The sequence below is a fragment of the Pseudoalteromonas sp. P1-9 genome, from assembly GCF_001399975.1.
Taxonomy (GTDB): Bacteria; Pseudomonadota; Gammaproteobacteria; order Enterobacterales; family Alteromonadaceae; genus Pseudoalteromonas.
Genome location: NZ_LKBD01000017.1, coordinates 63,740 through 90,518 on the forward strand (window position 1 = coordinate 63,740; position 26,779 = coordinate 90,518).

28 protein-coding genes and 2 pseudogenes are annotated in these 26,779 nt (G+C 38.5%); 27 read left to right on the forward strand and 3 right to left on the reverse strand.

Features of this window, described 5'->3' with window-relative positions:
* Window positions 1-69: 69 nt before the first annotated feature.
* Window positions 70-975, reverse strand: coding sequence for an OmpA family protein (locus tag AN214_RS12035; protein WP_054979948.1), 906 nt, complete (start codon window positions 973-975; stop codon window positions 70-72).
* 135 nt (window positions 976-1,110) lie between these two features.
* Here AN214_RS12035 and AN214_RS12040 point away from each other — a divergent pair, with 135 nt between their 5' ends.
* The 23 genes and pseudogenes from AN214_RS12040 (at window position 1,111) to AN214_RS12145 (ending at window position 20,567) form a co-directional block, all read left to right on the forward strand.
* Complete coding sequence (locus AN214_RS12040) at window positions 1,111-1,830, forward strand: hypothetical protein (RefSeq protein ID WP_054979949.1); 720 nt, start codon at window positions 1,111-1,113, stop codon at window positions 1,828-1,830.
* 14 nt (window positions 1,831-1,844) lie between these two features.
* Window positions 1,845-2,441 (forward strand): response regulator transcription factor, encoded by a 597-nt coding sequence (locus tag AN214_RS12045; RefSeq protein ID WP_054979950.1) that lies wholly within the window; start codon window positions 1,845-1,847, stop codon window positions 2,439-2,441.
* A gap of 132 nt (window positions 2,442-2,573) precedes the next feature.
* Window positions 2,574-2,837, forward strand: a complete 264-nt coding sequence (locus AN214_RS12050; RefSeq protein WP_082428564.1) for a Flp family type IVb pilin — start codon at window positions 2,574-2,576, stop codon at window positions 2,835-2,837.
* 28 nt (window positions 2,838-2,865) lie between these two features.
* Window positions 2,866-3,159 carry a Flp family type IVb pilin gene (locus tag AN214_RS12055; protein WP_054979952.1) on the forward strand — a complete coding sequence of 98 codons (294 nt, stop codon included), beginning with the start codon at window positions 2,866-2,868 and terminating at the stop codon, window positions 3,157-3,159.
* Window positions 3,160-3,220: 61 nt separating this feature from the next.
* Window positions 3,221-3,355: pseudogene (locus tag AN214_RS23310) on the forward strand (Tad domain-containing protein); the annotation flags it as partial.
* A gap of 66 nt (window positions 3,356-3,421) precedes the next feature.
* Window positions 3,422-4,633, forward strand: a complete 1,212-nt coding sequence (locus tag AN214_RS12060) for a hypothetical protein (RefSeq protein ID WP_235576747.1) — start codon at window positions 3,422-3,424, stop codon at window positions 4,631-4,633.
* Window positions 4,634-5,539 carry a hypothetical protein gene (locus AN214_RS12065; RefSeq protein WP_054979954.1) on the forward strand — a complete coding sequence of 302 codons (906 nt, stop codon included), beginning with the start codon at window positions 4,634-4,636 and terminating at the stop codon, window positions 5,537-5,539.
* On the forward strand, window positions 5,532-6,209 hold the full coding sequence (locus AN214_RS12070) for a hypothetical protein (protein WP_054979955.1): 678 nt from the start codon (window positions 5,532-5,534) through the stop codon (window positions 6,207-6,209). The genes AN214_RS12065 and AN214_RS12070 overlap by 8 nt, the downstream gene beginning before the upstream one ends.
* Window positions 6,210-6,440 carry a hypothetical protein gene (locus AN214_RS12075; protein ID WP_054979956.1) on the forward strand — a complete coding sequence of 77 codons (231 nt, stop codon included), beginning with the start codon at window positions 6,210-6,212 and terminating at the stop codon, window positions 6,438-6,440. It abuts the gene before it with no gap.
* A gap of 18 nt (window positions 6,441-6,458) precedes the next feature.
* Window positions 6,459-7,346, forward strand: coding sequence for a Flp pilus assembly protein CpaB (cpaB, locus tag AN214_RS12080; protein WP_054979957.1), 888 nt, complete (start codon window positions 6,459-6,461; stop codon window positions 7,344-7,346).
* Between the two features lie 8 nt (window positions 7,347-7,354).
* The gene (locus AN214_RS12085; protein ID WP_054979958.1) at window positions 7,355-8,650 is read left to right on the forward strand and encodes a type II and III secretion system protein family protein; all 1,296 of its coding nucleotides are present in this window, start codon (window positions 7,355-7,357) and stop codon (window positions 8,648-8,650) included.
* 5 nt (window positions 8,651-8,655) lie between these two features.
* Window positions 8,656-10,395, forward strand: a complete 1,740-nt coding sequence (locus AN214_RS12090) for an ATPase, T2SS/T4P/T4SS family (RefSeq protein ID WP_054979959.1) — start codon at window positions 8,656-8,658, stop codon at window positions 10,393-10,395.
* Entirely contained in the window at window positions 10,388-11,236 is an 849-nt protein-coding gene (locus tag AN214_RS12095; RefSeq protein ID WP_054979960.1) for a type II secretion system F family protein, read from the forward strand. The genes AN214_RS12090 and AN214_RS12095 overlap by 8 nt, the downstream gene beginning before the upstream one ends.
* 9 nt (window positions 11,237-11,245) lie before the next feature.
* Complete coding sequence (locus AN214_RS12100) at window positions 11,246-12,109, forward strand: type II secretion system F family protein (RefSeq protein WP_054979961.1); 864 nt, start codon at window positions 11,246-11,248, stop codon at window positions 12,107-12,109.
* Between the two features lie 3 nt (window positions 12,110-12,112).
* Complete coding sequence (locus AN214_RS12105; protein WP_054979962.1) at window positions 12,113-12,454, forward strand: DUF192 domain-containing protein; 342 nt, start codon at window positions 12,113-12,115, stop codon at window positions 12,452-12,454.
* On the forward strand, window positions 12,445-12,948 hold the full coding sequence (locus tag AN214_RS12110) for a tetratricopeptide repeat protein (RefSeq protein ID WP_054979963.1): 504 nt from the start codon (window positions 12,445-12,447) through the stop codon (window positions 12,946-12,948). Before AN214_RS12105 ends, AN214_RS12110 begins: the two co-directional genes overlap by 10 nt.
* 28 nt (window positions 12,949-12,976) lie before the next feature.
* On the forward strand, window positions 12,977-13,738 hold the full coding sequence (locus tag AN214_RS12115) for a TadE family protein (RefSeq protein WP_235576748.1): 762 nt from the start codon (window positions 12,977-12,979) through the stop codon (window positions 13,736-13,738).
* A 14-nt stretch (window positions 13,739-13,752) separates the two neighbouring features.
* A complete protein-coding gene (locus AN214_RS12120; RefSeq protein WP_054979965.1) occupies window positions 13,753-17,916 on the forward strand; it encodes an IPT/TIG domain-containing protein in 4,164 nt (1,387 codons plus the stop codon).
* A gap of 46 nt (window positions 17,917-17,962) precedes the next feature.
* On the forward strand, window positions 17,963-18,418 hold the full coding sequence (locus tag AN214_RS12125; protein WP_054979966.1) for a hypothetical protein: 456 nt from the start codon (window positions 17,963-17,965) through the stop codon (window positions 18,416-18,418).
* Window positions 18,419-18,549: 131 nt separating this feature from the next.
* Window positions 18,550-19,248 carry an IPT/TIG domain-containing protein gene (locus AN214_RS12130; RefSeq protein WP_054979967.1) on the forward strand — a complete coding sequence of 233 codons (699 nt, stop codon included), beginning with the start codon at window positions 18,550-18,552 and terminating at the stop codon, window positions 19,246-19,248.
* A gap of 32 nt (window positions 19,249-19,280) precedes the next feature.
* The gene (locus AN214_RS12135; RefSeq protein WP_054979968.1) at window positions 19,281-19,706 is read left to right on the forward strand and encodes a hypothetical protein; all 426 of its coding nucleotides are present in this window, start codon (window positions 19,281-19,283) and stop codon (window positions 19,704-19,706) included.
* Window positions 19,707-19,778: 72 nt separating this feature from the next.
* Window positions 19,779-20,075: a hypothetical protein gene (locus tag AN214_RS12140; RefSeq protein ID WP_054979969.1), complete on the forward strand. Its 297-nt coding sequence runs from the start codon at window positions 19,779-19,781 to the stop codon at window positions 20,073-20,075.
* A gap of 114 nt (window positions 20,076-20,189) precedes the next feature.
* Window positions 20,190-20,567, forward strand: a complete 378-nt coding sequence (locus AN214_RS12145; RefSeq protein ID WP_054979970.1) for a hypothetical protein — start codon at window positions 20,190-20,192, stop codon at window positions 20,565-20,567.
* Here the strand turns inward: AN214_RS12145 and AN214_RS22245 are convergent.
* Window positions 20,559-20,992: pseudogene (locus tag AN214_RS22245) on the reverse strand (transposase); the annotation flags it as partial. The gene AN214_RS12145 and the pseudogene AN214_RS22245 sit on opposite strands and share 9 nt — an antisense overlap.
* 554 nt (window positions 20,993-21,546) lie before the next feature.
* On the opposite strand from AN214_RS22245, the gene AN214_RS12160 reads away from it, so the two are divergent.
* The 4 genes from AN214_RS12160 to AN214_RS12175 all read left to right on the forward strand — a co-directional run bounded on the left by AN214_RS12160 (window position 21,547) and on the right by AN214_RS12175 (window position 24,655).
* Window positions 21,547-22,206, forward strand: a complete 660-nt coding sequence (locus AN214_RS12160; protein ID WP_054979973.1) for an IPT/TIG domain-containing protein — start codon at window positions 21,547-21,549, stop codon at window positions 22,204-22,206.
* Window positions 22,207-22,469: 263 nt separating this feature from the next.
* Window positions 22,470-23,051, forward strand: a complete 582-nt coding sequence (locus tag AN214_RS12165) for a LemA family protein (RefSeq protein WP_054979974.1) — start codon at window positions 22,470-22,472, stop codon at window positions 23,049-23,051.
* A gap of 30 nt (window positions 23,052-23,081) precedes the next feature.
* Window positions 23,082-24,164, forward strand: a complete 1,083-nt coding sequence (locus AN214_RS12170) for a DUF3137 domain-containing protein (protein ID WP_054979975.1) — start codon at window positions 23,082-23,084, stop codon at window positions 24,162-24,164.
* Window positions 24,165-24,247: 83 nt separating this feature from the next.
* Window positions 24,248-24,655 carry a hypothetical protein gene (locus AN214_RS12175; RefSeq protein WP_054979976.1) on the forward strand — a complete coding sequence of 136 codons (408 nt, stop codon included), beginning with the start codon at window positions 24,248-24,250 and terminating at the stop codon, window positions 24,653-24,655.
* Between the two features lie 50 nt (window positions 24,656-24,705).
* Here AN214_RS12175 and asnB read toward each other — a convergent pair whose 3' ends face one another.
* Window positions 24,706-26,367, reverse strand: coding sequence for an asparagine synthase B (gene asnB / locus AN214_RS12180; RefSeq protein WP_054979977.1), 1,662 nt, complete (start codon window positions 26,365-26,367; stop codon window positions 24,706-24,708).
* Window positions 26,368-26,779: the final 412 nt, after the last annotated feature.

The following is a 26,779-nucleotide window of genomic DNA, read 5'->3' on the forward strand; positions in this document are numbered from 1 at the left end:
CAATTGTTTAGATAACAATTTTAAAAAATTAGAATTATAAAACGCCCAACATTTGTTGGGCGTTTTTGTTTACAGCAAGTCTGTGCGTTTAACTAGCTCAACACGGCGGTTAGATAAACGCCCGTTTTCTGATGCATTGCTTTTTTTAGGTGAAAACTCACCGACACCAATTGCAACTAAACGCGATTTCTCAATACCTAAACCACTTAACTGAGTTTGAATAGCCAACGCGCGCTTTTTTGATAATGTTTGATTGTACTGAGCATTACCACTGTCATCCGTATGACCGACTAAATAAAAATTTTGATTAGGCACGGATTTTAGGTAAGTTGCTAGCTTTTCGATGCTTTTACCCGAAGATTCGGTTAATTCATCACTATCAAATTTAAACTGAATATTAGGGATTTGATACTTTCCTTGTTTGTCGATAAGCGAATCAATATACGCCTTGTCGACAGAGACGGTTGAATCATTATTGCGTTTTTCCACCACCTGCACATTCAGATTACGCGCTTTATCGTAACCCGTTGCATAAATGGTGACATAAAGGTCGTCTTTAATGGCAAAAGAGCGAAATTCTTGTGTCTCATCAAAACCAAATGGTGCGGAAATACCTAAGGCGTTAGCCATACTCGCGATACTGCCACACGCCGATGCAGAGCATTGACTTAAAAGTGTAAAACCACTTTTTTCAAGCGCAGCTTGATATTGCTCAACAACATCCACCTCACTTAACGAAAGCGGAATGCTATAGCTTGTTGAGCTAAGCGAACCTTTGACATCTTTACCTTGATAGCCAGTTTGCTCAAACCCAACCAATACAGTTTTTTTAACGTACTTTTTATAATCTTGATGGGTTATCGACGAGCCTTCAATATTCGACATAAATTGCGCTAGTTGATTGGTTTTTGCATTTAAAGCGAATGATGCAGAAATTGCTATTGTGGCGCACATAGCAAGGGGATTGATTTTCATAACACGTCCTATGTTGTTCTGAATTTATAAAGTTACTAAATTACAAAGCGTTGCAAAATGTAAAATAATATGTTCCCATAAAACCGATTTAAGTAAAACCTCTAATTACTGAAAAATGCTTCAAGGATTGAAACTATGCTGCGCAACTTATTTACGATCATTTTATTCGTATTATTCTCTTTGTGTAATTCCCTACATGCAAAAACACTTAAGTTAACTTATCAAGTACTTCATGATGATTCCCCCTATGGTACCGGCGAGTTATGGATTAGTGCCGAAGCCACACGATTTGATCTAAATATTGAAGCACAACACGATATGACAGAAGTTGTATTGTTTAACGACAGAACATCATCGCTATATAAACACGATTCTAAACAGCATTATGTTTTAGACGATAAAAGTTATAAAGATCGCGTTAAAAAACAAATGAATTGGAAAAAGTCAGATGACGAATTTTACCAATTACTTTTACAAATGGAAAAACAATCTGGGTACCCACGTTTTTTAGATTTTGAAAAACAAGGCAACGTCTTTGTAGCCGAAAATGAGGGTGAGCAACTTTACATCGTAACGCCAGTTTTAGGTAACCAGTATTCATTAACAACTGATGAGTTAAAACTAATAAAACACGCAGTTGTAAAACGTAAAAAAATGGCGCTCGCAAAAATGGGCTTAATTGACTTTTTACCACTCGATATTTTGTATATGTTGAGTGAAAAGCCTCAAATGATGTTTTCAAAATATACAAACAAAATGTATGCGTTAACATTTAAACTAAAATCTGTTGAGCGACTAAACAACGCATTTTTTCTAGACAATCTACCAAAAAACTATCAAACGACTAAACGTTAATAACAGAGATTAAAATGGATTTTTACATCATCGGTAAAGAGCATGATCTTGCGAGTAAGGTCTTTAAATGTGCTTGCTTAATTGACGTTAAAGTGCGCTTTGTAATGCCAGGCGACAGTATTATAAAAATTTATAATACACTCAATGCTGTTTGCTTCGTCGAGTCTGATTGTCTATCAGACGAATTAACTCGTCAATTTGATAAAACTTCGATTGTGGTACTATCAAAACAGATTAGCTTAGAGCAGGAATGTGTGTATATGCGAGAAGGATATCGCGGAATTATAGATACCACACTACCGCCACAGCAAATTATCGATCTATTACAACTTTTATTAAGCAATGTGGAGCTGATTTATAGTAGGGCAGCATTGTCTACGATTGCGTTGGAATATTTGCAAAATCGTGTGCTTGAATTCAAACCTATTAGTGCACTCACTCGCAAAGAGAATCAAATAGTCACATATATTCAAAGTGGCCTTCAGAATAAAGAAATAGCAAAAGAGTTAGCTATTTCTCCTGCAACCGTAAAAACACATGTACAACGTATTTTGAAGAAAACGGGCGCAAAAAATAGAACGCAGATAATAAGTAAAACAGCGGCGTACTAAGTACGCCAAACGGAGTATTTTTTTACCCTTGTTTAATTTTGTAACAAAATCTTATCCTCCATTTGGTGAATAGAGCATTCAATCTAAAGCACGTATCATTTTATTGCGTTTATTCTATTTAAGGAGAAAATTGTGAAAAAACGTCAACTTGGTCAAGGTATGACCGAATACATTATTATTGTTGCTTTAATTGCTGTTGCAGCGATTGGTGTGTATAGCTTTTTTGGTAAAACGGTACGTAACCAGGTTTCAGCGCTAGCGACAGAAGTTGGTGGTACTGATTCGTCAACACAAATTCAAGCTGCTAAAACGGCTGCAGAAGATGGTTCTAAGGTAGCGGATAAGAATTACAACCTTGGTAACTATAACGAAGCTGCTAATAAGTCATCAAACTAAGCTAAACATTATTTAGTTGAGGTGGGTTATGAAACGGTACCAATATGGCCAAGGAATGACTGAATACATCATTATTGTTGCTTTAATAGCAGTAGCGGCAATCGGTGTTTACAGTTTTTTCGGGAAAACGGTCCGTAACCAAGCCGCTGCGATTTCAACCGAAATATCGGGTGTCGATTCAAGTAATCAAATCCAAGCAGCGAAAGACGCCGCTTATGACGCAAGTAATACGGCTGATAAGAACTACAACCTAGGAAACTACAACGAAGGTGCAAATAAATCTTCAGGTGGTAGCGGTAGTGGTTCTGGTGGTGTCGATTAGGGATTGTTAGTTAATTAGTTCTAGGAAGTTTCGCTTCCTAGAACTACATATGGAGATGAAAATGAAAAAGCAGCATGGTCAATCGTTGGTTGTAGGACTCATGTTTCTGCCAATTATCGTTCTATTCATACTATATTTGTATAACGTTTCTCAGCAAAACCTTCATAAAACGAGATTACAGAATACAGCCGATGCAGCCGTATTGAGTAGCTCACAATATTTAGTAAGAGAATTAAATTTCAAGGCATATACAAACCGCGCAATGATAGCCAACCATGTAGCAGTCGGACAATATGTAGGTGTCGCGTCATGGTTTAACTTCCTTGTTGAAACAATCGATAACATTGAGGACGTGGCTCGATATATTCCTTATGTTGGTCCTGTTTTTTCTCAGGCTGAAGCGTGGGTAGACAATATCAATGAAGTTGCTGTTCAGCCAGGAATGGAAATTGCGGTTAGAGCGACTGATTTGGTGAATAACGCCCTTTCCATGTCGCAAGATATTATGGCTTACGCCTCGTCTGCGACCATGATTGAATCGCTTAATGACGTAATTAAAGTCAATGACAACCAAGCATCTCTTGATGCGATTGCCGCTCCTACCTTAGCCAATACACTTTTTAATGATTGGCGTGGGTTTCAAGGAGACTTTAACCGACAAGATAATTCCGGCAGGTACAATGATTTCTATAAAGTTATATTAAATTCTCGAGACCCATTTATGAAAAACCGCTCACATGAGTGGCCATTCCCTTTTACGATCGACATTATTAGTTTCTGCTTTTTGGGTATGAGTATGAATTACTGGACCAAACAGGCAGGCGGTACAGACCTCGTTAACAATGGTAGATATGACCCAGAAACGTGGACATCAATGGACACATTAAGTTGGCATAAAGAGTGGTTTAAAAAAAGTTTATTCAGCTCAGGTTGTCGTCGCAGCGAATTAGAAATCGGCTGGGGGGCAGCACATGCTGGCGAGGACAAAGATACAGGTCAATTTAGAAGTCGCCAATATTATGGGCGCTCGCGTATGATAAATCGCGATGCATCAAACCGAGCAAGGTACAACGAATCAGAGTTCAATAATGCATACGGTGGCATTTATGATTTCTATTCGATAAAAAAAATTAACAAATCAAATGATGCGCCACCAGTAACAATTGTAGTGTCGAAATCAATCAATGATATTCAATCTTCAAAATCGCTAAATATAGGCACTATTAACGAGGCGACGACTAAAGAAGTAGACATAAATATTGAAGAACACTTACAAGTGCCTAGAAATCAACAATCATCAGCATCAAAAGCCCGTATTTATTATTATCGCGCAAATGACCTGTGGAAAAACAGTAAGTTTGAATACGGTAATCTATATAACCCGTATTGGCAAAACACCTTGTCCGATATCGATAATAATCAACGTAGAGATCTTCTTCTCTTGTTAGCTTCCTTTAACTTAGCAGGTGCCTAAATGTCTATATCACGTAATAAAGGACAGTCGCTTGTAGAACTATCAGTATTGTTGGCATTTGTAATTGCACCGTTAATGCTAATTTTGCCGTATTTCTCAAAGCTCATTGAAGCGAGACATTACAACGATATGGCCGCACGTTATATCGCGTTTGAAAAAACCGTATGGTTAGAAAAAGGGCCACAAAACTATGCAAATAGCGGTTACGGTAGACTAGCAGTAAAGCAAACCACGGACATATCGAAAGAGGTGCCTGATAGGGTGTTTGGTAAAATAGAAACAGCGATTAACTCGAGCTTGCCGTCATCATTGGTTTGGAATGCAAAAGAACATGGTTATGCAACATTCCAATTTAATCAATCGAAACGAAATGATGCTCAGAGTTTATTCGCAGCTTTTAATCCTAATGCGGAACAAAGTAAACAACAATTTTTCAAGGTTGAGTCCGGAAACGGAAAAGCGCCGGGTAAAATTTCGAGTATCACAAATGGTTCGTTAAACCTGCTTGAATTGGGTGGCACAGACTTCAATGATAAAAGCTTTTTTACGGGTCGCTCTTCAATACAAATCGCGAGTCATTTATTACTAGAGGATGAGCGTTTTCGGAATCAGCCATCGAATATCAGTGGTCGTGAAACAAAGCGTCGCAGCGAATTTGAATTTGTAATGAATAGCTCACTGTCACTTTTAGCCGATGGTTGGAACGTCGGCGGACCAAAACATAATTATAACCAAGTACGAGGTCTTGTGCCGTCGTCTTTCTTAGACGGTGATATCTTAAATAAGGCTCGCAATCTATTGTCAAAATCAGGTGTTCCAATTGTTAAAAAACTCGGTCCAAGTGACTTAAAATTTGGCCATATAGCCATTGAAGAGCTTCCTAAGGAAAGGTATCGAAATGAATAAGTACAACGTTTTTTTTGTTCTATTCACTCTTGTTTTTTGTAATCAAGTTTATGCTTTTACGCTTGATTTTCCGAACGATGCGTCAGTAAAAGTAGTTGGTCACGACCTTTTTATCGATAGTAAACAAGTCTCTATTTGGCAAGTAGAGAGTAAAATGAGCCGTGAAGAGCATGCTCAGTTTTATGCTGAGCAATGGAAGCGAAACGGTAACAACTTTGGCGTTACTGCACTAAAAACCGAAACTGTGGTAAGTAAACTTTATGATAACGCACTCTATACTGCACAAGTTATTCAACACTTTCCTCACTCAATCGCTGTAGTCTCGGTATCAAAAGAACCGTCAAACTCATTAAGACGAATAGTTAGAAAAATTGAAGACATCCCGAGCCCAAGCGGAAGCGAGATTTTAAATAACATTAAAGCAAAAGACGGCGCAAAATATTCAAACACCTTGGTATTAAAGAATAACCGTACGATTTCGAAAAATATGAATTTTTATCAAACGTTTATTCAAAAGAAAGGGTTTTCGGTCGAGAAAGCACAAGTGCATCCAAAGCGTACAATGGGCGTTTTACTCGCTCGTAAAGGGCCTAACGAATTTAATGTAACCTTTGAAAGAAAAAATAACCAAACCTTTGTTACTGCTATTAAAGTTGACACGGACATATAGATGAAAAAGACACAAAAAGGACAATCAGCAGTTGAGTTTTTCGTCGTGACGGGGGCGCTCGTTGCTGCGTTACTCACGCCAATACCAAGTAATGAGTTGGGTGGTTTTTTACAAGAGCATCAAGGTAAAAATGCAATTGAAATTTTAACGATAAAAATTAAAGAAAGTTACGCTGCGTATAGTTATGCAAAAAGCATAACACCAATCCCTACAAACATAACAAACAACTAAGGAAGAGGTTTTAGTTACATGAAGTCTATAAAGTTTTTGGATAGAAACTGGATACTGTTATTCGTTTCACTGTTGTTAGGGGGCATTGCTGCTTGGGCAGTGGGAAACTATCTAAAAGTAAAAGAGGGAGAGATCAAACAACAGTATGCACGTACCGATATTGTTAAGGTGCCTGTAGTAGTGGCGGTTTCACCTTTGTTACGTGGTGATGTAATAACTCCTGAGTCAGTTGTAGTACGTGAAATCCCAAGTGACTATGTACCAGGTGACGCAGTGCATCCAAATGACTTTGGCCAAATTGCGAACAAAATCATGCTGAATGATGTACAACCAGGAAAGCCTATTTTACGTTCTTATGTACCAAAAATGGGTCAGCAGCAGTTCTCTGACATCCTTCAAGACGGTCGTCGCGCAGTAACGATAAATATTAATGAAAATAACTCTAATGCAAACATGCTAAAACCTGGTGATTTCATTGATTTGTATTTGTCCCAAAGCCAAGATGAAAAAAGCCTTCATTTAATATTAGAGCGCGTGACGGTACTAGCGACAGGGCGTCAGAGCATTTCCGAGAAAGACAAGATCAAGCAAAGTATTTTTGGCGAAAGCGAAGATTACTCTACAGTGACGTTGGATCTGTCGGTTAAAGATGCAGGCCGAGTATCTTTGGCACAAGAGTATGGAAACTTTGTGGCATTACTTAGAAATCGTACTGATGAACTTAAAGTTACAAATCGCCTTGTAAAAGAGGCGGATGTTTTTTTACATAATGAAAGAGAGCATCACGTTGAATACATTATTGGTGGCAGCGGTGGTATAGCTGAAGGCGTAAACAGCCAAAATAAAATTAAAGAAAATTTAAGTACATTGAAATCATTCGCAAATAATGTGAATAACAAGTTTTAGGGATAGAAATGAGAAGTTTATTTTATTTAGCGATGTGTGTCGTAGCGCTTTTTCCTAGTTATTTGCTGGCAAGTATTAAACTTGATATGCATGTGGGTGCCATAGAGGTTTTGCCGGTTTCTAAAGTTACGCGAGTAGTGGTTGGTAAAGGTGGCATCGTTAGTGCAAAAGTATTAGATGACAACCGCTTATTACTTATTGCAGAAGAGTTTGGACAGACTGAAATTCAAATTTGGGATGAGGCAAACAATACTAAAAAGATTTATGTCAACGTAGATTCGGTCAATATGGAGCAACTTGTCGAGCAAGTACGAGTGCTAGTTGCAGGATTACCTGGTGTAAGCGCCAAACAAGTTGGCTCACTAGTCGTTTTAGAGGGTGAGGTGAGTAGCGAAACAATGAAACAAGCGCTTAAATTGTCTCAGGTTATTCCAAACTTAACTTCAATGCTGAGTTTATCTCCTCAATCAGTTGATCTTAAACACATGATCCGCATGGATGTGCAAATTGTTGAAATGCGTAATAATACATTAAAAAATGTTGGTGTAAAGTGGGACAATTCTATGGCAGGCCCTGCTTATGGTGGAGTAAAGAACTTTGTGCATAACGATTTATTTGCAACATATACACAAAGTGACATTGGCGACAAAATTGTAGAGGCTATCGGTGATGTTGCAATCGGAGGCAACGGTTATGCGTCATTTGGAATTGTGACTGGACTTGCATCGCAAATTCAATTGTTAGACGAGCAGGGCGACTCTCGTACGTTGGCAAGACCGACGTTAAGCACTCGAAGCGGCGAGAAGGCTAAGTTTTTAGCGGGTGGTGAAGTTCCTATCCCAATTACTGATTCTAATGGTGGGCTTAATGTCGAATATAAAGAGTATGGTGTTAAATTAGAGATTGAGCCGACATCAGATGAAAGTGGCAACATCGTGTCTTATGTAAAAGCGGAAGTTAGTGCTATCGACCCATCGGTTACGGTTGCCGGTTATCCAGGTTTTCAAACCCGTGAAACCGAATCAGTTGTGAATGTAAGAAATGGTGAAACGCTCGTAATTTCTGGGCTAGTTAATAGTGATATGTCTAAATCTGTTAATAAAGTACCATTGTTAGGCGACATTCCAATTTTAGGAGAGCTCTTTAAATCTCGCGACTTTATCGACAAGAAAAGCGAGCTTGTGATACTAGTTACGCCAAAAATAGTGCCAATTGAAGACGAATCTCATCAAAATCGTTTAAAACGTGCTAAAGAGTTGATCGGTGACGCTGAAAAGCTCGAAATGTTTAATATCTTGGATTAATTATTATGTTTGAGATAAGTATAAAAACAGCTAAGGGTACAGATGTAGGCACAGTTCGTTGTAGTGAACCATCTTGTTTGATCGGTAAAGACAAGCATCACCACATTAAACTACACGGTTTTAAAGTGTCAAAAGAACACGCTAAATTATATTACCGTCCCGAAGGTATTTTTTTAGAAGACAGAGCGAGTCGTACAGGTACATTTGTTAATAGCCAAAAAATTGAGTCTGCAGGACCTTTATCGGAGTCTGATAGAATCGAAATTGGTGGTTATCATATTTACGTAAAAGCTGAAAACAAACATTCTTCAAATTCTAACCAATCGTTTAATACAAGCGCGTTAACAAATAGACCTTTAGGCGCAGACCTCGAAACTGACATTTCAGTTCCGAGCAAGCCAATGCCTGAAACTAAAATCGAAGGTCATGATTTGGCTCAAGGTGACAACGACGAGACACGACAAAAAATTAGAGAGCGTAACGAATGGCGTAGACGTGTTCACAAGGAGCTTATTAATCAGATTGATTTACGACGAGTCAATGTATCTGAAATGTCTGATGAGGAATTGCGCTCTCAAAGTGGAAATTTAATTTCAAACATAATTAAAGGATTAAATGTACCTCCGCATATTGATGGACAAGAGCTCGCTAAAGAGGTTTTGGATGAATCTGTTGGTTTAGGCCCTTTGGAAGCACTGGTCAACGACGAACATGTGTCTGAAATTATGGTAAACGCTTATGATGAGATCTTTTATGAACGTTCCGGAAAGCTTTTTCTTTCAGATATTAGCTTTACCGACCAACAAGCAGTGCTTAGCGCAATTGAGCGAATAGTGACTCCAATTGGGCGCCGCATCGATGAAGGGCAGCCAATGGTTGATGCGCGCTTAAAAGATGGTTCTCGAGTCAATGCAATAATTCCGCCATTAGCATTAAAGGGACCTTGCATCACAATTCGTAAGTTCATGGAGAAGAAGTTAGAGATAGAAGATCTCATCAACTTTGGTTCGATGAATGAAAATATGGCTAATTTTTTAAAAACAACTGTTTTAAATAAGCGAAATGTCGTTATTTCTGGTGGTACAGGCTCGGGTAAAACAACATTACTTAATGTGTTATCTAATTTTATTCCAGATGATGAACGCATTATTACAGTTGAAGATGCAGCTGAATTAAAACTTTATCAGCCAAATTTAGTATCACTTGAAGCGCGCCCACCTAATCAAGAAGGCAAAGGTGCTGTTGAAATCCGAGATTTAGTCAAAAACTGTCTACGTATGCGCCCGGACAGAATTGTAGTAGGTGAGTGTCGAGGCGGTGAAGCGTTGGACATGCTGCAAGCAATGAATACGGGTCACGATGGCTCTTTAACTACCGCTCACGCAAACACTCCCCGAGACTGTATTTCCCGTCTTGAAGTTATGGTTATGATGGCGGGAATGGATTTACCAATAATGGCGATACGCGAACAAATCGGCTCAGCGGTTAATATGATTGTTCAACAATCACGTTTTAGTGATGGCTCAAGGCGTGTTACGTCGATTACAGAAGTTACAGGCGTAGAAGGCAACACCTTGCAATTGTCTGAAATCTTCAAATTTAAGCAAACAGGGTATGACCAGAACGGGAAGGTCGTTGGGCACTATATGGCTACAGGTATGGTGCCAGAGTTTTATGAAAACCTTCGCGATCGTGGTATCGATGTAGATCTTAGTATCTTCAAACCTGAGGTGCCAAATGTCTAGTGTCTTATTGATGGCAATAGTCGGTATATCCGTCGCTATTTTGGTGTTCGGTGGCTCTTTTATTTCACAAGAGTTAGCGCAAAAATACCATGAAACCTTCAAATACAATGCGAAGCGGAACCTTTCTGACATGTTTTTATTTATAGAGCCAGGAAAGCTTTTTATTGGAAATATTGTCTTAATGGTAGTCACTTTTATTGTCGTGTGGGCTTATACAGGCGCATGGTTTGTTGCTTTAATTGCCGTTATTGGTATGGCAATTTTACCGCCTTATTTGTACAAGTACTTACAAAAACGACGTCGTAAAAAATTTATCCAACAATTGCCTGACGGATTGAATATGATCTGCGCATCAATGCGCTCAGGTTCAAGTTTAATTAACGCCATCGAGGCTATGGTGCAAGAAGCTGAAGCACCAATTTCTCAAGAGTTTTCGCTCTTTTTAAGAGAGCAGCGGTTGGGGGTCGATTTTATGGAAGCCCTGGACAACATGGTCGAAAGAATGCCTGAACAAGACTTTAAACTGGTAGTTTCGGGTATGCAAATTTCGAAAGAAATCGGTGGCAATTTGGCAGAAACGCTCGAACGTTTAGGCGAGACTCTTAGAAAGAAAATAGAGATGGAAGGTAAGATTGACAGTTTAACTGCGCAAGGTCGAATTCAGGGAATTGTGATGACGTGTTTACCTATATTTCTGGGGTACGTGCTTTATCACATGGAGCCAGTACACATGTCACGATTGTTTACAGAACCGATGGGGTGGATTGTCATTGCTGGGTCATCAGTCATGTTGTACATCGGATATTTCTTTATTCAGAAAATAGTTAACATAGATGTTTAGAAGGTAAAAATGGTTTATTGGATACTTTTTTTCTTTGGCGCATCAATATGCCTGGGTATATATAGCCTTACTAAAATAAAACAGGAAGTGCCTGAAGATACGCGCGACTTTATGGACCCACTGCCACCATCGTTAAAGATAATATGGCCTTTGGTTAAAATTGCCTCCCACTACATCGGTGAACGCTTACCAATTGATTACTTGGTTAAAACCAATAAAAAGCTTCAAATCTCTGGTCTTTCTTACATTATCTCAGCAGAAGACTATTTTGGCATTCGTCTTGTTGTGTCAATGATATGCGGTTTAATGACGTGGTTTTGTTTATCAGCTTTGGACTCTATGGCGTTAGACTATATTGTTTTCGCGTTGATTGCTGGTTACTTTTTGCCGTTAGTCACGTTAAGTGATTTGAAAAAAAAGCGTCAATTAAAAATAGTTAAAGCCCTTCCTGTTTATCTGGACTTTATTACGATGGCGGTGGAAGCAGGCCTTAACTTAACAGGTGCGATTGCGCAATCTGTCGATAAAGGCCCTGAAGGGCCATTAAAAGTAGAATTTGAAAAAGTAATGCGAGATTTACGTTCTGGTGTTGGCAAAATCGACGCATTTAGATCGATGGCTGAGCGTGTCCACATAAGTGAAATCAACAACTTAGTAAGTGCTTTAGCACAAGCTGAACGTACTGGTGCGAGTTTGGGTTCTACGTTACGGATACAAGCTGATCAAAGACGAGTAGAACGATTTCAACGTGCTGAGAAAAAGGCACTAGAAGCGCCTGTTAAACTTGTGTTTCCGCTGGTTGCATTCATATTTCCTGTGACATTTGCAATCTTATTTTTCCCTATCGTTATGAAATTTATATACGAAGTGTGAGTTATGAGAGTTAATAGACTAATGCTCGATGGTGAGTACATAGCAGGTTTTGATTTGGGTATTGCAGATTCAATTTGGTTACGCTTTCGGGGATTGCTTGGACGCAAAATATCAAATAATTTTGGTCTAATTATTATGCCTTGTAATAGCATTCACACAATGTGGATGGCCTACGATATCGATGCAGTGTTTTTGGATAGTAAAGGACGTATAACATCAATACATCAACATTTAGCACCTTGGAGATTCGCGCAATGCAAAAACGCAAAAAACGTATTGGAGCTAAAGTCTGGAAACGTAGAGAAGCTTAAGTTAAAAGAAGGGAGTGTAATTTCATGGGGTTAAAATTTATTCGATGCATTGCGTTCGTGTTTGCGATAATACTCACACAAGGATGTTCAACTGCAAATGCACCGAAAAGTGCTGCACAAGAGAACAATATTGATTTATTGGTGTTAGAAGGTAACGCAGATACAGCATACAAATCTGGTCATTTAGAACTAGCTGAAGGGCTTTATCGTCAATTGCTTTCGTATAAAAAAGATTATGCACCGGCATGGTTTCGGTTGGGAAATATTTACACCCGTACTAACCGTCTTGACGCGGCAGTTAATGCGTATCAAAACAGTATATCAAGTGACAACGAGCATGCAAAAGCTTGGCATAACCTTGCGATTGCACGTGTTAGACAAGCAACTGATGTTTTAATTGAAGCGCAGAATCATTTGGTGGTAGACACCGCAGCAAAAGATAGAATGGACCAACTATTTCTTGAGCTAATGCGGATCCAATCGGCTAAAAATCAGGGACCGAAAGTAGCGAGTTATGAAAACTTATAACGTTAAAAGGAGGCAATTGGGACAATCAATGGCTGAGTTTTCAATCAGTCTGCCATTCTTGGCTCCGATCGTACTTGTATTAATTATGCTTTTAATTCAATGGGCGACGATTTACCGAGACAAAATGACATTAAACGCTGCAACGTTTGATGCTGTGAGATCGGGAACATTAAATCACGGTAGTATGGCTAAAATGCGAGAAGCGCTCGCACAAGGTATGACGCCATTATTTATGCGTGATGAGTCCTCTGGTGTTGAGGTTGGTAGGGCTTATTTGCTTGCAAGAGCTTATGTTGAAGGGAGTAATATGCTTGGGGTAGGGGCGCAAATTAAACAATTACACCCTACCAACGAAGTCTACGAGAAACATAAGGTTTTAAGAAAAGATGGAAGCGGCAATGTCTGGTATGAAATCCCAAACGATAATTTAATGTATCGAAATCCAGTACAAAAGCATATTAAAGGTGATGTGTTTCTCAATGTACAAGATGCCAATTTACTCAAGATAGAAGTAAATTGGTGTAAAAAACTTGAAGTGCCAATTGCCAATTGGGTAATCGGTAAAATCTTAACGTTCACCGACGTTTCAATTAATCCATTTGACGAAAAATATGTAAATTATGTACCGAGTACTCATCAACTTGGTTGTAATGCGCTCGGCTTAGTATCGGGCGCCGACGGTACATTTAATATTAACGAGTATTACATTTCACTTAAGTCATATGCGATTGCAAGAATGCAAACCCCATACAGACAACAAGATTCATCTATACCGGATATAAAAGATTAGAAAAAGGACAACTAATGAAGACTAAAACGCTTATAGCGATGTTTTTGAGTGGTGTAATTTCACTCGGATTAGCTGGATGTAACGACCCAATAGAAACAGAGCCTGACACGGTGCAACCAGATGATGGAAATGGGGGGACTGATGATGGAAACGGAAATGATGGCACTGATGGTAATGACGGTGGAGATGTAATCGACCCTTCGACAGGTACATGGGAAAACAATGACGAAGATGGGGATGGTATACCTGATTTAGAAGATGACTTACCTTTCGACCCTAACGAAAACAGTTATCCAGAGTTCTTTGAACAGGAGCCTAATGACAATCCATCAATTGCTAATCCAGTAAGTTTAGAACATGGGTTTATTGTTAATGGTGTGATTTCTTCAAACCTTGATAAAGGTGATCTATTCGCGTTTGAAGTACAAGACACTAAATTTATTACCGCGATTTTTAGAACAGATGCACAAAGGTTTTCACCACAAGTTTATTTGTCAAATGCAGACGGTGAAGTGCTTGAATCTTATGAAATGTATCGTTCAGTAAGTCCAAACGTTGTGATTGTTAACTTTCAAATTCAAAATGCCGGTACATATAACCTAAGTGTAATGGATAACAATTACGCCGGTGGAAGCGACCTAATATACAACGTAAGTGTTTTTACCGATGAAGATGTAGACGCTTTTGATGACATGAAGGAATATGCATTTGGATCTAGTCTAGTATCTCAAGATAACGATAAAGATGGGATTAAGGACGGCTTCGAGTACGCGCTTATGGCTGCACCAAGTCATATTGATTTCGACGAGGATGGTATTCCAAACTGGTTCGATGAAGATGCGGATGGAGACGGATTTAGTGATGAAATTGAAGGTATCAACGATCTAAATAACGATTTTTTTCCAAATTACATTGATAGGGATTCGGACGGAAATAATATTGACGACCAGTTAGAAAGTGGCGACCCAAAGAATCCTAATAATTTTGACAATGATTCGTTTATCGACCACTTAGATTTAGATGATGACAATGATGATGTTCTTGATGTATATGACCAAAAGCGTTTGGAACACGCGTCGCGTATTACCGCTATAGAAGAAAACGGCATCATGCTGCGCTGGACGAATAATGTAACGTCAACAGCTTATACGGTAAGAGATTTTGTTAGAGCTGGAGACAAGGCTGAGTTAATCGTAAGTGGTATAACAGAACAAACGCAGAATGTTGTTGTGTCATATAAAATAAACGGCGTCGTAACAAATTCAAAGCCTCAAATCACGCAAGATCAAGATAATAATTATAGATTGACGTTAGAGGTACCAAATACTGTTGGTAATGGTTATCTAAAAGTAGCCTATGAAGGAGATTACATTTCTGAGGAAATGCCTATCACTGTACACGAATCAAGTTTACCGCTGTTGTCTAATGAGATTAGAACGATAGGAGAAAAAGATTTGTTAACGTTATCAGGTGATAATTTTGATAACGACACAAGTGTGTTTTTTGGTAGTAAAGCGGCTAAAGCAAGCTTGATTGACGAAAACACAATCACGGTGCAAGTGCCAGAGGGCATCACTGGTGGTTCATATTGGGTTACTAACACACATGGCGCAAGTAACGCTGTTAGTTACATATTGAACACAAATGTTGAATTTAATGTAACGTCAAACAATGTAAAGGAAATTACCCATATCGGTGGAATCTTACCTAGCCATGGTTCCGCTATAACGGGAAATACATTTGATCACCAAGTACTCGGTACCCAACCTGAAGTGATTTATAGCTATACAGTAAATCTACAAGGTGAGCGTGAAACTTATTTGAGTACATTGTTGGTTCCTGGACAGCGTAAAATTGAATTTAGTGACGAGTCTACAGCGAGTGCAGCACTGGTTGCTTATCTTGATTTAATGTTATTAGGTTCGGGTATTGGACCACAGGAATTTTTAGAAAAAGTAGCTGAATTTGAAGAGTATAAAGACTATATCGAACAGTCTGTGGCTTATTTAAAACAAGACTCCGCGTTTTTCTCGTTTTCTGAACCTCGTCGCGAGCGTATTGCGCTATTGAACCAATATGGACGTAAAATTTTAGACAAAGTAACTAGGCCTAACAGTGCCGAAAAGCATCGAGTTGCTACAGGCAATGGTGAAGTTGGAACGACCAATAAATTTATTTCTACCAATACTGATACGTCAATTGAACCAAGTATTGTTTCTTACCCTGAAACCAACGGAACTTGGGCGCTTTTTGATATGTCTATGGAGGCAACTACCTTTCTTGAGAATAAGTTTGTTGCCGGACATAAGTGTGGTGAAGGCGTAGACCCTAAATGGCACGAAGTGCTTCATTATGATGGCTGTGTCGAGTTACAAAACCGAAGCCAATTGTACTTAAGTTACCGTGTATATGAGGTAAACCCCATGACCGGTAACTTAAAGGACGGTGCTTTAAATAACCCACTTCAAGAGCATGTCGATACGCCTTATCACAAAGATATGATGGGACCTACGAGCGGCACTTTCCTTGGATTAGAATTTTGGTCAGCTGATTCATTAATTGATAAATGCGTTTATAAAGACTGCTTGTATCAAATAATCACGCCTGGTGTAGATGGCCTCTATGGCATCAGTCCTTTTAGTTTAAAAGGTACCGAAAGTTATAATTTATCGGGCCAAAAAGCTAAGAAAATGTTAGCAATTAGAACGATCATCGATAACATTGTAATTCGCTTTTACAATACGCTAATTGATGCTGTTGGAATTGGTATACCAGCTGACAACGCCACAAAAGCGAAAATGGTACGCGATGTTATTATGGCAGTATATCAGCATATGCCTGCAATCACAGATCAGGTTGAAGCTCTAGCCGCTAAGGACACTGTGACCGAGCAGGATTGGAAGGATCTTGCATATAATATTGGTCAAGAACTTTATAAGAAAGAAATTCAACCAATTCTAACGATGGATATGAGTAAATTGCCAAACATACCGGTAGGCCCAGCTACTCAAGCGATACTTTCTGCCTATGAAATTCAAATGCCTGATTTTAGGAAGGCACTTGCTGAAAAGCTTGCTAAGAAATTATTCCCTGGTTGGGGGGCCATAGACACAGCATATGATGCCTCAATGGTTGCGTCCGCAATGATAGATATGGCAAAAACACTAAAAGATATGGCGGCGGTTCCGACAAAAATTGATTATGTTGTTTCGTGGGGGCTAACGCTTTCAGACATTACACCGCGAACAATTTTCAAAGATAATACCCAAAAATCATTTGAGATTGTCGGCAGTGGTATGGCTGTTGTAAAAGGGATTTGGGACGACGAACCAGAGGTAATTGTTATTGATAGCGTTACGGGTAAAGAGCTCGATACAGATGTTCAATATGTAAACAAAGAGGGTACAAAACTAACATTTACACTCGATAATATCCAACAGATTGAAGAGGCGGTTGGTCCTCTCACGGTTTATGTTAGACATCGAGGTGACGAAGCAAAGTTAGGTTATGAAATACTAATTGACTCTAGTCTTTCAATCACAAATGTAACACCTAACAAAGCGCCACCCGGAACTGAGGTAACAATTGAAGGCGTTGGGTTCAGTACAAAAATTTCAGATAATAAAGTCACATTTACAGGCCCAAATGACACGCGGATCAGTGCAACGATTGTTTCAGCCACTACCGAAGTGCTCGTAGTTAAAGTGCCGAATCAGGTTCAAACTGGCTTTATTACTGTTGAAGTAAATGGCGATTTAAGTAACGAATATCCTTTCTTCGGCCCAAGTCAGCTAGAAATCATATTTGGCGATAATGGCAACTTTAATGATGACGTTTACAAGCTATCTGTAAATGGTGCAGTTAAATATGACAACAGTTCTCCAAAACGAAAAGTAGGACCTGTCTATGTATCTCTAGATGAGGGAACACACTCAGTTGAACTTACGGGTATTCGAGCTGATGATGGTATTGGTACGTACTACATACAGTTCGGCGGTGATGTTTTAAGTGTTTCCGGCGATGCGCAGTCAGGCAGAGATTTATGTCCTGATGTTGTTAAGCGCTATCAAGTAGAAGTAGGCCAATCAGGCACTCATTATCATGCAGTTACAAAACAAGTAATGGTAAAACAATCTGAATTTGCACGCTCAACAGATGACGAATGTGCAGCGAAATAGTTAATTTAAATAAAGCCCTTTTTTAAGGGCTTTTATAGGAGTTGAAATGAAAAAATTATTCTGTGTTGTATGCTTGTTTTTACTAGGTCACGTATACGCTTCGGAATACAGTGAGCAAGAAAACCAATGTGCAACAGCGTCAGACATTGTAACAAACCAAGACTATGATACGTTTAAATCATTTTTACCGGAGGTACTGTCGAATAATACCTCTGCGCTTGAACGTTTGGTTACTAAACAACATAACAAGTACTTTGGCTCTCGATATAACGGCATAGCAAACTTTAAAACAACTGATTATGTGCTCATAAAGCAACCTCAAAGTCATAAGGTTTCTTCAGTTCGAAGGAGTCATGAAAAATGGGGGGCCACCAAGCTATTACGAATCAGGTATACATTTGATACAACGATAGTAAGAACTCAAAAAGAACAATCAGTTGGTGGATATTGTGAGTTTGGATATATAGATGATAACTGGTATATGCTGAACTTACTTAAATAGAGCGCAAAAGTCATTTGTTAGAGAAGTATTTAACGCTTGTATAAAGGTCAACTCGCGCTCAAGTTTGACTCTAACAATACGTGACCTTAACTGGTAAAACAGTGTATTTAATCACTTAGCAAAGGATAAAGATGAGTAAGTTAGCAAATTTATTATTTCTTTCGCTGTTTACAACCAGTGTAATGGCATCTGGGTCAGTAATAAGTAGTCAAACTGAAAAAGACACAGATCATGATAAAGTGTTTGATATCTATGACAGTTCGCCAGAGCAAAAAGTTAAAACAATGTCGATAGAAGATTTGCCGATGATTCAATTGTCACGAATATCAGGCAACTTCAATAACAAAATTGAAAAAGGGCGTTATCGCATCGGTGATAAAGTTACACTGACCGGCATGGGCATCGACAAGATTAAAGATCCTGTGGTTGTAATTTACGACAACGTAAGAAGCTATAACGTAAAACAGGTCGAATCAGGCAATAAAGGCATTACTTTTCAACTTAGCGTACCGCAAGGAAAATACAAGGTATTTGTTTACAACAATGATAAGCGCACAAATGACCTATATCTCGAACCTTTTGCGGCGGATGCACCGCTAATTTTCGGCAGCACTTCAGTTATATTAACGAAAGGCGAAGAGCACACTATAACTGGTACTGGATTTGATACAGATACAAAGGTTGAATTTGGTGATATAAGTATTAAACCTACGCGAGTATCAAACGATTCATTGTCATTTAAAGTACCAAAGTCAACGAATGTTCGTGATTTTCAAGTACGCAATAAACTCGCGAAAAGCAATAGTATTCGCGTATTCAAGTATAATTAACGATTTACATATCAAGCAAAACAAGGACTGTTATGACATTTAGATGGACTTTTTTAGCGCTTGCATTGTCTAGCGCACCTTTAATTGCATCACCAAACTACGGTATCGCTGCCAAAAATAATCAAGATCCAGTTTTTATAGAAAAATGCGATGTTTATCAACAAGCGCAAAAAGAGGGAGACTTAGAAACTCTAAAGTCATTTGTAGATCAAGTGTGGTTTGAAGGAAGTAAAGCCAAGAGAGCTGAGCAAGCTCTATTAAAGAAAGCTGCCCGCTTTGAACAAAGAGTGTCAAAAGCCGGTAACTATATCGTAATAGAAAAGCGTCTTTCAGATAAAACGCAAGATAACTTCGCAGAAGTACTCATAAATTGGACTAATGGGGACAAATTTTCATCAAATGACGGTTGTGTTTTTGAAAAAATTAAAGATAGCGAGTTATGGAGAATTCACTTATAGCGTTTTTATCTACGAAGGTTGCTTCATAATGACGGTTTAACCGAGAACATAAACAAAGTAACAAGGATTGTTATGATTTATCAGTTAGCGTTAATAGCGCTCACATTATATAACGCAGGCGCATATGCTGCGCCAATTGCTCAAATCGAAACGCCTAAGGGCACTTGGGAGAATAAAGACGAAGATGGCGATGGGGTTTTAGATGAAAACGATGATTACCCATTCGACCCTCGTAAATCACAATACCCTGTTTACCTTGAGCAGGAGCCAAACGATAATCCCAGCATAGTAACGCCGATTAAGCTCGTTCAAGGAGTGCGTGTAAAAGGGGCAATATCTTCAAATCTAGATAAGGGAGATTTATATTAATTTGAAGTAGCAGAGCGTAAATCGTTAACTGCTGTTTTTTACACCGATTCAAAAGATTTTAAACCGCAAGTATATGTTTCAAATGAAAGCGGTCGCGTTTTAGATGGAATCTTTTTGTATAAATACCAAAAACCTAATATTTACGTTGTTAATTTTCCAATTTTTACTGCTGGCAAATACCAACCAAGTGTTATTGATGAAAACTACGCAGGTACACCAAATTTTACGTACGAAATTATATTTTTTTCTGATCGTGACGTCGATGGGCTAGATGATATCAAAGAGACTGCATTTGGCGCTAACACACGGTTAAATGATCAGGATAAAGATAAGATCCTCGATGGAATGGAGTTTAATCAATTTAATAGTGATCTCGACAGCGACGGCATACCAAATTGGTTAGATACCGACTCTGATAACGATACATTTAGCGACCGCATCGAAGGTTCAAATGACCTCGACAATGATGGCATCCCTAATTATCTCTGTTAGTTTTACGAACCAGTCGGCTATTTCAGCGTTTTCTGAACTTAGCTTTGCTTGGTAGCGATAGCAACTTTCACTGATACCAAACGCTATGCAAGCCAGTTTAATATTGATGTTATGATTAGAAACCATATGCTTTGCCATCACTTTGCGTTGCGACGGCTTCACCACTTTTTTTGCATCGCTTCCTGAACTATTTCCGCTTTTAAACGCTCTTCGTCGTACATTTTTTTCAGGCGACGATTTTCTTCTTCTAACTCTTTCATGCGAGCCATAAGTGATGCGTCCATTCCGCCATATTTAGCTCGCCACTTATAAAAAGTAGCGCTACTCATGCCGTGTTCACGACATAGCTCTGGCACAGGAATTCCCGATTCCGATTGTTTTAAAATCGCCATTATTTGGCTATCACTAAATTTTGATTTTTTCATGTAGATCTCCTTCGTCTAATTTACGAGAAAATTCTACTTTTGAGGACTGTTATTTTTCGGGGGATTACCGGTGTGAGTATTCCGGATTTAAAAGGGCAGCAAGACTACTTTATAAAATATGCCAATATCGTTAGTATTAACGTGTATTATTTACCGCTAACCCCATTATTCAAATTTGGTCCATACATTACAACGTACTTTTCCCTAACGGATATATTAAACGTGTCTCACGGGGTGCATATATTTAACACCAAAAATTCAGAATCGCTCATTGCGTTTTTAAAGGCGCGCGGGGTAAAGGTTAAATATCGTATCGCACGTTGGCCTGTTATTTATATTTTGTTGTTTCCATTGTTTTTTTACGCTTTCGTGGCTGGTATAAAATTAGTTTTGAGATCGTTAATTATGTACTTGAATAAACAAAGCACCGTCATTATCAACGCTGTGTGTTAACAGTCGAGAAAAACGCACTTTTGTGCAATATTTTTATAAACATCTTTATTAATAAATGGTATATGACTAACTTAATAAAGTAGTCAAAATTTGAGTTAATTATGAGAAGTTATGTTATCGCTATTATTACGGGTTGTTTGTTTTGTGCAAATGCATTTGCATCAGACAGTGATAACGATAAAGTACTTGATACCTTTGATTTAAATCCATCTTCTAAAGTAAAGCCGTTTGCTAAAGGTTTTATTCAAATAGATGAATTGGGTGGTAATTTTAACAACGTGATAGAAAAAGGGCGCTATCGTTTTGGTGATGCAATTACGTTAATAGGGAATAATTTCAGTGCTTTAAACGATCCTGTTGTGGTTGTGTATCAACACAATAATGTATTTAACTTTAAACCTAGTTCCGTAAGCGCTAATCAATTAACCTTTAATTTTGATGTGCCAAAAGGCAAGTATGCCTTGTTTATTTACGACGCTGATAGCAAAACAAATGAAATGAAAGTCGATGCGTTTAATAACGCGTCCCCGCTTATTTTTGGTCACAGTGAAATTTCGCTGACTAAAGGCAAGCCGTTTACCTTAAACGGCGTTGGTTTTACAAAAGACAGCAAAATTGTCATTGGCGCATTAAAAGTAACCCCGTTAAACGTCACCAGTACACAAATACAATTTGATGTTCCCAATAACGCTGCAGGTCTGCAGTTATACGTCGAAAACGCGTCGTTAAAAAGTAACATTGTACGAATTGTTAGTTATTAAAAACTGTTGATTATTTATGATCGCTTATCGCAGTTTGAATAGCGTATCGGATTAGGTGTTACGTTGAACGACGCGAAAAAATACAATTAACAAGAGCTAAAATAGCGCAGCAAAATTCAACATACCTGAGATATAGGTAATTTAAAATGATGTACCTAAATGTTAAGGTATTGGTTGAAACCTAGATGGGCTTTGCTAAGTCATACACACGCTAACACTAGCCCGTCTATTAAAAGGATTGATAACGTTAAAAGGAAACAATTATGCCTGAATTTCTCACAGCAAACTGGTTGCTCATTTCAATTTTAGTCGTATTTATAGTTATTTTTTATGCGTGGTATGTCTCAATAATAACCAAACGCAACGCGATGGAAGAAGCGTTCTCTGGCATTGATGTGCAACTTAAAAAACGTACCGACTTAATTCCAAATGTATTAGCAATCGCGAAAAAATTTATGACGCACGAAAAGGAGCTACTTGAAGAAGTAACCCGTTTACGAACTGATGTCTTAAATGCTGCCAGCAGCAATAACAACGAACAACGTTTTAAACTTGAAGGTCAGTTAGAAAACTCGCTATCTGGCTTGATGATTGCGGTAGAAAATTACCCTGAGCTAAAATCTGATGCAACAATGCTTGATGCGCAGCGTACTTATGCCGATGTAGAAGCGCATATATCCGCTGCAAGACGTAATTTTAATAGCGCAAATCGGGTATTACGTAACGCAATTCAAGTGTTTCCAGGCAACATCATTGCCGCCATGGTTGGTGTGAAAGCGATGGCATTTTTTGAAATTTCTGAATCTGAACGGCAGCCGGTTAACGCCACAGAACTTTTAAACTAGTTACGGGCTTTTTAGCAACAAGGAGAGTTTATGTCATCGGATAAACATGAGTTTGCAGATTTTTTGTCGAAAGAAATAAAAGGATATATTGATGCATTGTCATTACGTTTCAGACGTCATAAAAAAAATGCTACCGATGTACCAGCATCAGACACCTTAAAAAACACGTTTGAACATGAGATCAAACCTAAGTTAGACCTCATTGAGCAGCAACGAGATTCGTTTAACAGCGAGTTTGAAAAGCGAAAGCGCCTGCTTAATTTTAAAGTATTTCCTGCAGTGGTAATTATAGTTTTGTTTGTGGTTGCGCTAGGGGGCGATGGTAGTTTCTTTTCTACACTTATATTTGCGTTTTGTATTGGCACCAGTTGGGCGTATAAACCAGCGCTTGATTATATCCACTTTTACAAACGAAACGTGATGCCGATATTAGTTAAAATGTATGGTGAATTTAGTTATTCACTGACCTCAGAAATCAAAAAAGACGAGATTAAAAAGCTCGCAATCTCACCTAGTTTTGATCACATTGAAACAGAAGATAGCATTGTTGGCGAGCTTGATAATATTGGCTTTCAATTTTGTGAACTAAAGCTTGAGCGCAGTGGTAATAATGGCCGACACACTATGTTTAAAGGCTGTATGGTTAAGTTAACCATGCCGTTTGATTTTAATTCACACACTATCGTTCAGCAAGATCGCGGTAAAGTAGCAAACTGGCTAACAAAAGATCCCAAAGCAACACAAAAAGTAAAATTAGAAAACAATTACTTTGAACAAGCATTTGAAGTATTTTCAACTGATCAAGTGCTTGCTCGCTACATACTTACGCCAGTGATGATGGAACAGATCCTCGCGCTTTACACGATGTTTATGAAAAAAGCCGATGCACAAAGCTTTGAGTGTGAATTTATTGATAACACGGCGATATTTTTAATTAGTTATAAAGCTAACCTGATTGAACCTGCTTGGATAAGTCAGTCAGCATACGATATTGATGCGTTACCACTGATTGAGCAAGAGCTTGAATTATTAACCTCTATATCAAAACAACTTAACCTTGATTTAATGGCTGCACGAAAAGTGTCAAGTGCACAATTGGCCGCAAATCAATAATCGTATGTGTGTTTTATTTATGGTTTTATGGCTAGAGCGTCTGATATTAAAGGCGCTCTTTTTATGTAAAGGGGTATTACACAATGCAAAACAATATGCGTAACTTAGCCTTTATGGCTTTATTTAGCGCGTTAATTGGTTGCAGTTCACATGTTGAAAATCAACTAATGGTTTCGGGTCTAGCTTTTTACAACGACAGCAACGAAACCATTGAAAATGTAACACTTAAAGTAACAGAGACTGGAAAAATGGTGAGTTGCACGCTTGTAGAGCCAAAGCGTTATTGTGCGACGGGTTTTCCGCAAACACATTATAAAAATGCGAAGCTCTTTCTTAGCTGGCAAGTTTCGGGAAATAATGCAGTAACAAATGAGGTTGTATTTGCTAAACCCGCTCCTATTGATAGTGATATAAGTTACATCGCGGTTATAAAATTTAATTCAAATAAAGGCTTAGATGCGTTTTTCACTAAAAACCCAAGACCCTTTTAAATAAATAAGCCCGAAAATTCGGGCTTATTCATGTTATATAAAGTGAATTATTAATACGCTTCGTTATGAACACCCGCTGCACGACCTGATGGATCGGCATTGTTCTTAAAGCTTTCATCCCATTCAAGAGCGGCTTCAGTAGAGCAGGCAACTGACTTACCATGTGGGACAGTTTTCGCTGCAGCATCACCTGGAAAGTGTTCTTCAAAAATTGAACGATAGTAATAGGCTTCTTTTGTTTGTGGTGTGTTAATCGGATACTTAAACGCAGCAGCTTCCATCATTTGGTCACTTACGATTGATTCAACATGCTCTTTTAAAGTATCAATCCAACTATAACCAACGCCATCTGAGAACTGCTCTTTTTGACGCCATAATACTTCATCTGGTAAATAACCATCGAACGCTTCACGAATAATGTGTTTCTCGATTTTACCGTCTTTACACATCTTACCTTCTGGGTTGATACGCATTGCGGTATCAACAAATTCTTTATCTAAGAATGGTACACGCGCTTCAACACCCCAAGCTGCCATCGATTTGTTTGCACGTAAACAATCGAATTGGTGTAACTTACTTACTTTACGGTTTAGTTCATCATGAAACTCTTTGGCATTTGGCGCTTTGTGGAAATATAAATAACCGCCAAATAACTCATCAGCACCTTCACCTGATAACACCATTTTAATGCCCATGGCTTTAATATAACGTGCCATTAAATACATCGGCGTAGACGCACGAATGGTTGTTACATCGTATGTTTCTATGTGGTAAATAACCTCTTTAAGCGCATCGATACCTTGTTGAATTGTAAAGGTAATAGGGTGGTGTACTGTGCCGATGCTGTCTGCTACTTTTTGTGCAGCGGCTAGATCTGGCGAACCTTCTAAGCCAATAGAAAAAGAGTGTAACTGAGGCCACCAGGCACTTGATTCATCGTTATCCTCAACACGTTTAGCGGCAAACATTTGCGTGATTGCTGAGATTACCGATGAGTCTAAGCCGCCCGATAATAATACACCGTAAGGCACATCACACATCAATTGACGTTTAACTGCTGCTTCTAAGCCTTCTTTTACGTCGCTTACTTTTGCTTCGTTATCTTTTACCGCATCATAACTTTGCCAGTCACGTGCGTAATAAGGGCGAATTTCACCATCTTGACTCCATAAGTAATGACCTGGAGGAAACTCCTCAATGGTTTTACAAATAGGTGCAAGGGCTTTCATTTCAGATGCAACATAAAAGTTACCATGCTCATCATGACCGGTATAAAGTGGAATGATACCAATGTGGTCACGGCCAATTAAGTATGCGTCTTTTTCTTCGTCGTATAAACAAAATGCAAAAATGCCGTTTAGGTCATCTAAGAATTCAGGCCCTTTTTGTTTATAAAGAGCCAGTAAGACTTCACAATCTGATTCGGTTTGAAATTCAAAGTCTACGGCTAAATCTTGTTTTAATTTTTTGTGGTTATAAATTTCACCGTTTACTGCCAGTACGTGTGTTTGCTCTGGGTTATAAAGTGGTTGCGCGCCACTTGAAACACCAACGATGGCTAAACGCTCGTGTACCAAAATTGCTTTTTCTGATGAATATACGCCCGACCAATCTGGGCCACGATGACGAAGTAACTTCGACATTTCGATTGCTTGTGAACGCAACTGCGCTGCATCTGATTTAATGTCTAGTACGCCAAAAATTGAACACATACTTCTTTCCTCATTCCTGTCTATTTTTCTTATCTTGGATAAGTTTGTTAATTAATTTGTACCAAACCAAAAATCAAATGTCACATCAAATTGAACAAAAAATAATGATTTATCAATTTGATTGTTAATTCGTTAAAAATATAAGCTTGCAATGATTGGATTATTAATAATTAACGATGATTTACAATGAATATTATCAAATCGATAATTTAGTGTGTTTTTCGAACAAAAAAGTATTTTTGAGCACGTTTATGCAGTTAATCAATAAACTAGATTTTGGCTTTAACAAAGATTTTTATTAGCCTTTTAATGCGACGGGATTAATACCAATTCACTTAAATAGCTGATCATTCTAGCGGGTTAAATATCATGCTAACTGCGTTTGAATTTATCAATGTAGAACAACTACATA

Coding starts and splice junctions, on each gene's coding strand:
- AN214_RS12100 (WP_054979961.1), top strand. CDS start 11,246: ATGGTTTATTGGATACTTTTTTTCTTTGGCGCATCAATATGCCTGGGT.
- AN214_RS12035 (WP_054979948.1), bottom strand. CDS start 975: ATGAAAATCAATCCCCTTGCTATGTGCGCCACAATAGCAATTTCTGCA.
- AN214_RS12040 (WP_054979949.1), top strand. CDS start 1,111: ATGCTGCGCAACTTATTTACGATCATTTTATTCGTATTATTCTCTTTG.
- AN214_RS12125 (WP_054979966.1), top strand. CDS start 17,963: ATGAAAAAATTATTCTGTGTTGTATGCTTGTTTTTACTAGGTCACGTA.
- AN214_RS12095 (WP_054979960.1), top strand. CDS start 10,388: ATGTCTAGTGTCTTATTGATGGCAATAGTCGGTATATCCGTCGCTATT.
- AN214_RS12065 (WP_054979954.1), top strand. CDS start 4,634: ATGTCTATATCACGTAATAAAGGACAGTCGCTTGTAGAACTATCAGTA.
- AN214_RS12160 (WP_054979973.1), top strand. CDS start 21,547: ATGAGAAGTTATGTTATCGCTATTATTACGGGTTGTTTGTTTTGTGCA.
- AN214_RS12115 (WP_235576748.1), top strand. CDS start 12,977: ATGGCTGAGTTTTCAATCAGTCTGCCATTCTTGGCTCCGATCGTACTT.
- AN214_RS12105 (WP_054979962.1), top strand. CDS start 12,113: ATGAGAGTTAATAGACTAATGCTCGATGGTGAGTACATAGCAGGTTTT.
- AN214_RS12140 (WP_054979969.1), top strand. CDS start 19,779: ATGATTTATCAGTTAGCGTTAATAGCGCTCACATTATATAACGCAGGC.
- AN214_RS12070 (WP_054979955.1), top strand. CDS start 5,532: ATGAATAAGTACAACGTTTTTTTTGTTCTATTCACTCTTGTTTTTTGT.
- AN214_RS12165 (WP_054979974.1), top strand. CDS start 22,470: ATGCCTGAATTTCTCACAGCAAACTGGTTGCTCATTTCAATTTTAGTC.
- AN214_RS12060 (WP_235576747.1), top strand. CDS start 3,422: ATGATAGCCAACCATGTAGCAGTCGGACAATATGTAGGTGTCGCGTCA.
- AN214_RS12075 (WP_054979956.1), top strand. CDS start 6,210: ATGAAAAAGACACAAAAAGGACAATCAGCAGTTGAGTTTTTCGTCGTG.
- AN214_RS12170 (WP_054979975.1), top strand. CDS start 23,082: ATGTCATCGGATAAACATGAGTTTGCAGATTTTTTGTCGAAAGAAATA.
- AN214_RS12085 (WP_054979958.1), top strand. CDS start 7,355: ATGAGAAGTTTATTTTATTTAGCGATGTGTGTCGTAGCGCTTTTTCCT.
- AN214_RS12135 (WP_054979968.1), top strand. CDS start 19,281: ATGACATTTAGATGGACTTTTTTAGCGCTTGCATTGTCTAGCGCACCT.
- AN214_RS12110 (WP_054979963.1), top strand. CDS start 12,445: ATGGGGTTAAAATTTATTCGATGCATTGCGTTCGTGTTTGCGATAATA.
- AN214_RS12090 (WP_054979959.1), top strand. CDS start 8,656: ATGTTTGAGATAAGTATAAAAACAGCTAAGGGTACAGATGTAGGCACA.
- AN214_RS12055 (WP_054979952.1), top strand. CDS start 2,866: ATGAAACGGTACCAATATGGCCAAGGAATGACTGAATACATCATTATT.
- AN214_RS12120 (WP_054979965.1), top strand. CDS start 13,753: ATGAAGACTAAAACGCTTATAGCGATGTTTTTGAGTGGTGTAATTTCA.
- AN214_RS12175 (WP_054979976.1), top strand. CDS start 24,248: ATGCAAAACAATATGCGTAACTTAGCCTTTATGGCTTTATTTAGCGCG.
- AN214_RS12130 (WP_054979967.1), top strand. CDS start 18,550: ATGAGTAAGTTAGCAAATTTATTATTTCTTTCGCTGTTTACAACCAGT.
- AN214_RS12045 (WP_054979950.1), top strand. CDS start 1,845: ATGGATTTTTACATCATCGGTAAAGAGCATGATCTTGCGAGTAAGGTC.
- asnB (WP_054979977.1), bottom strand. CDS start 26,367: ATGTGTTCAATTTTTGGCGTACTAGACATTAAATCAGATGCAGCGCAG.
- cpaB (WP_054979957.1), top strand. CDS start 6,459: ATGAAGTCTATAAAGTTTTTGGATAGAAACTGGATACTGTTATTCGTT.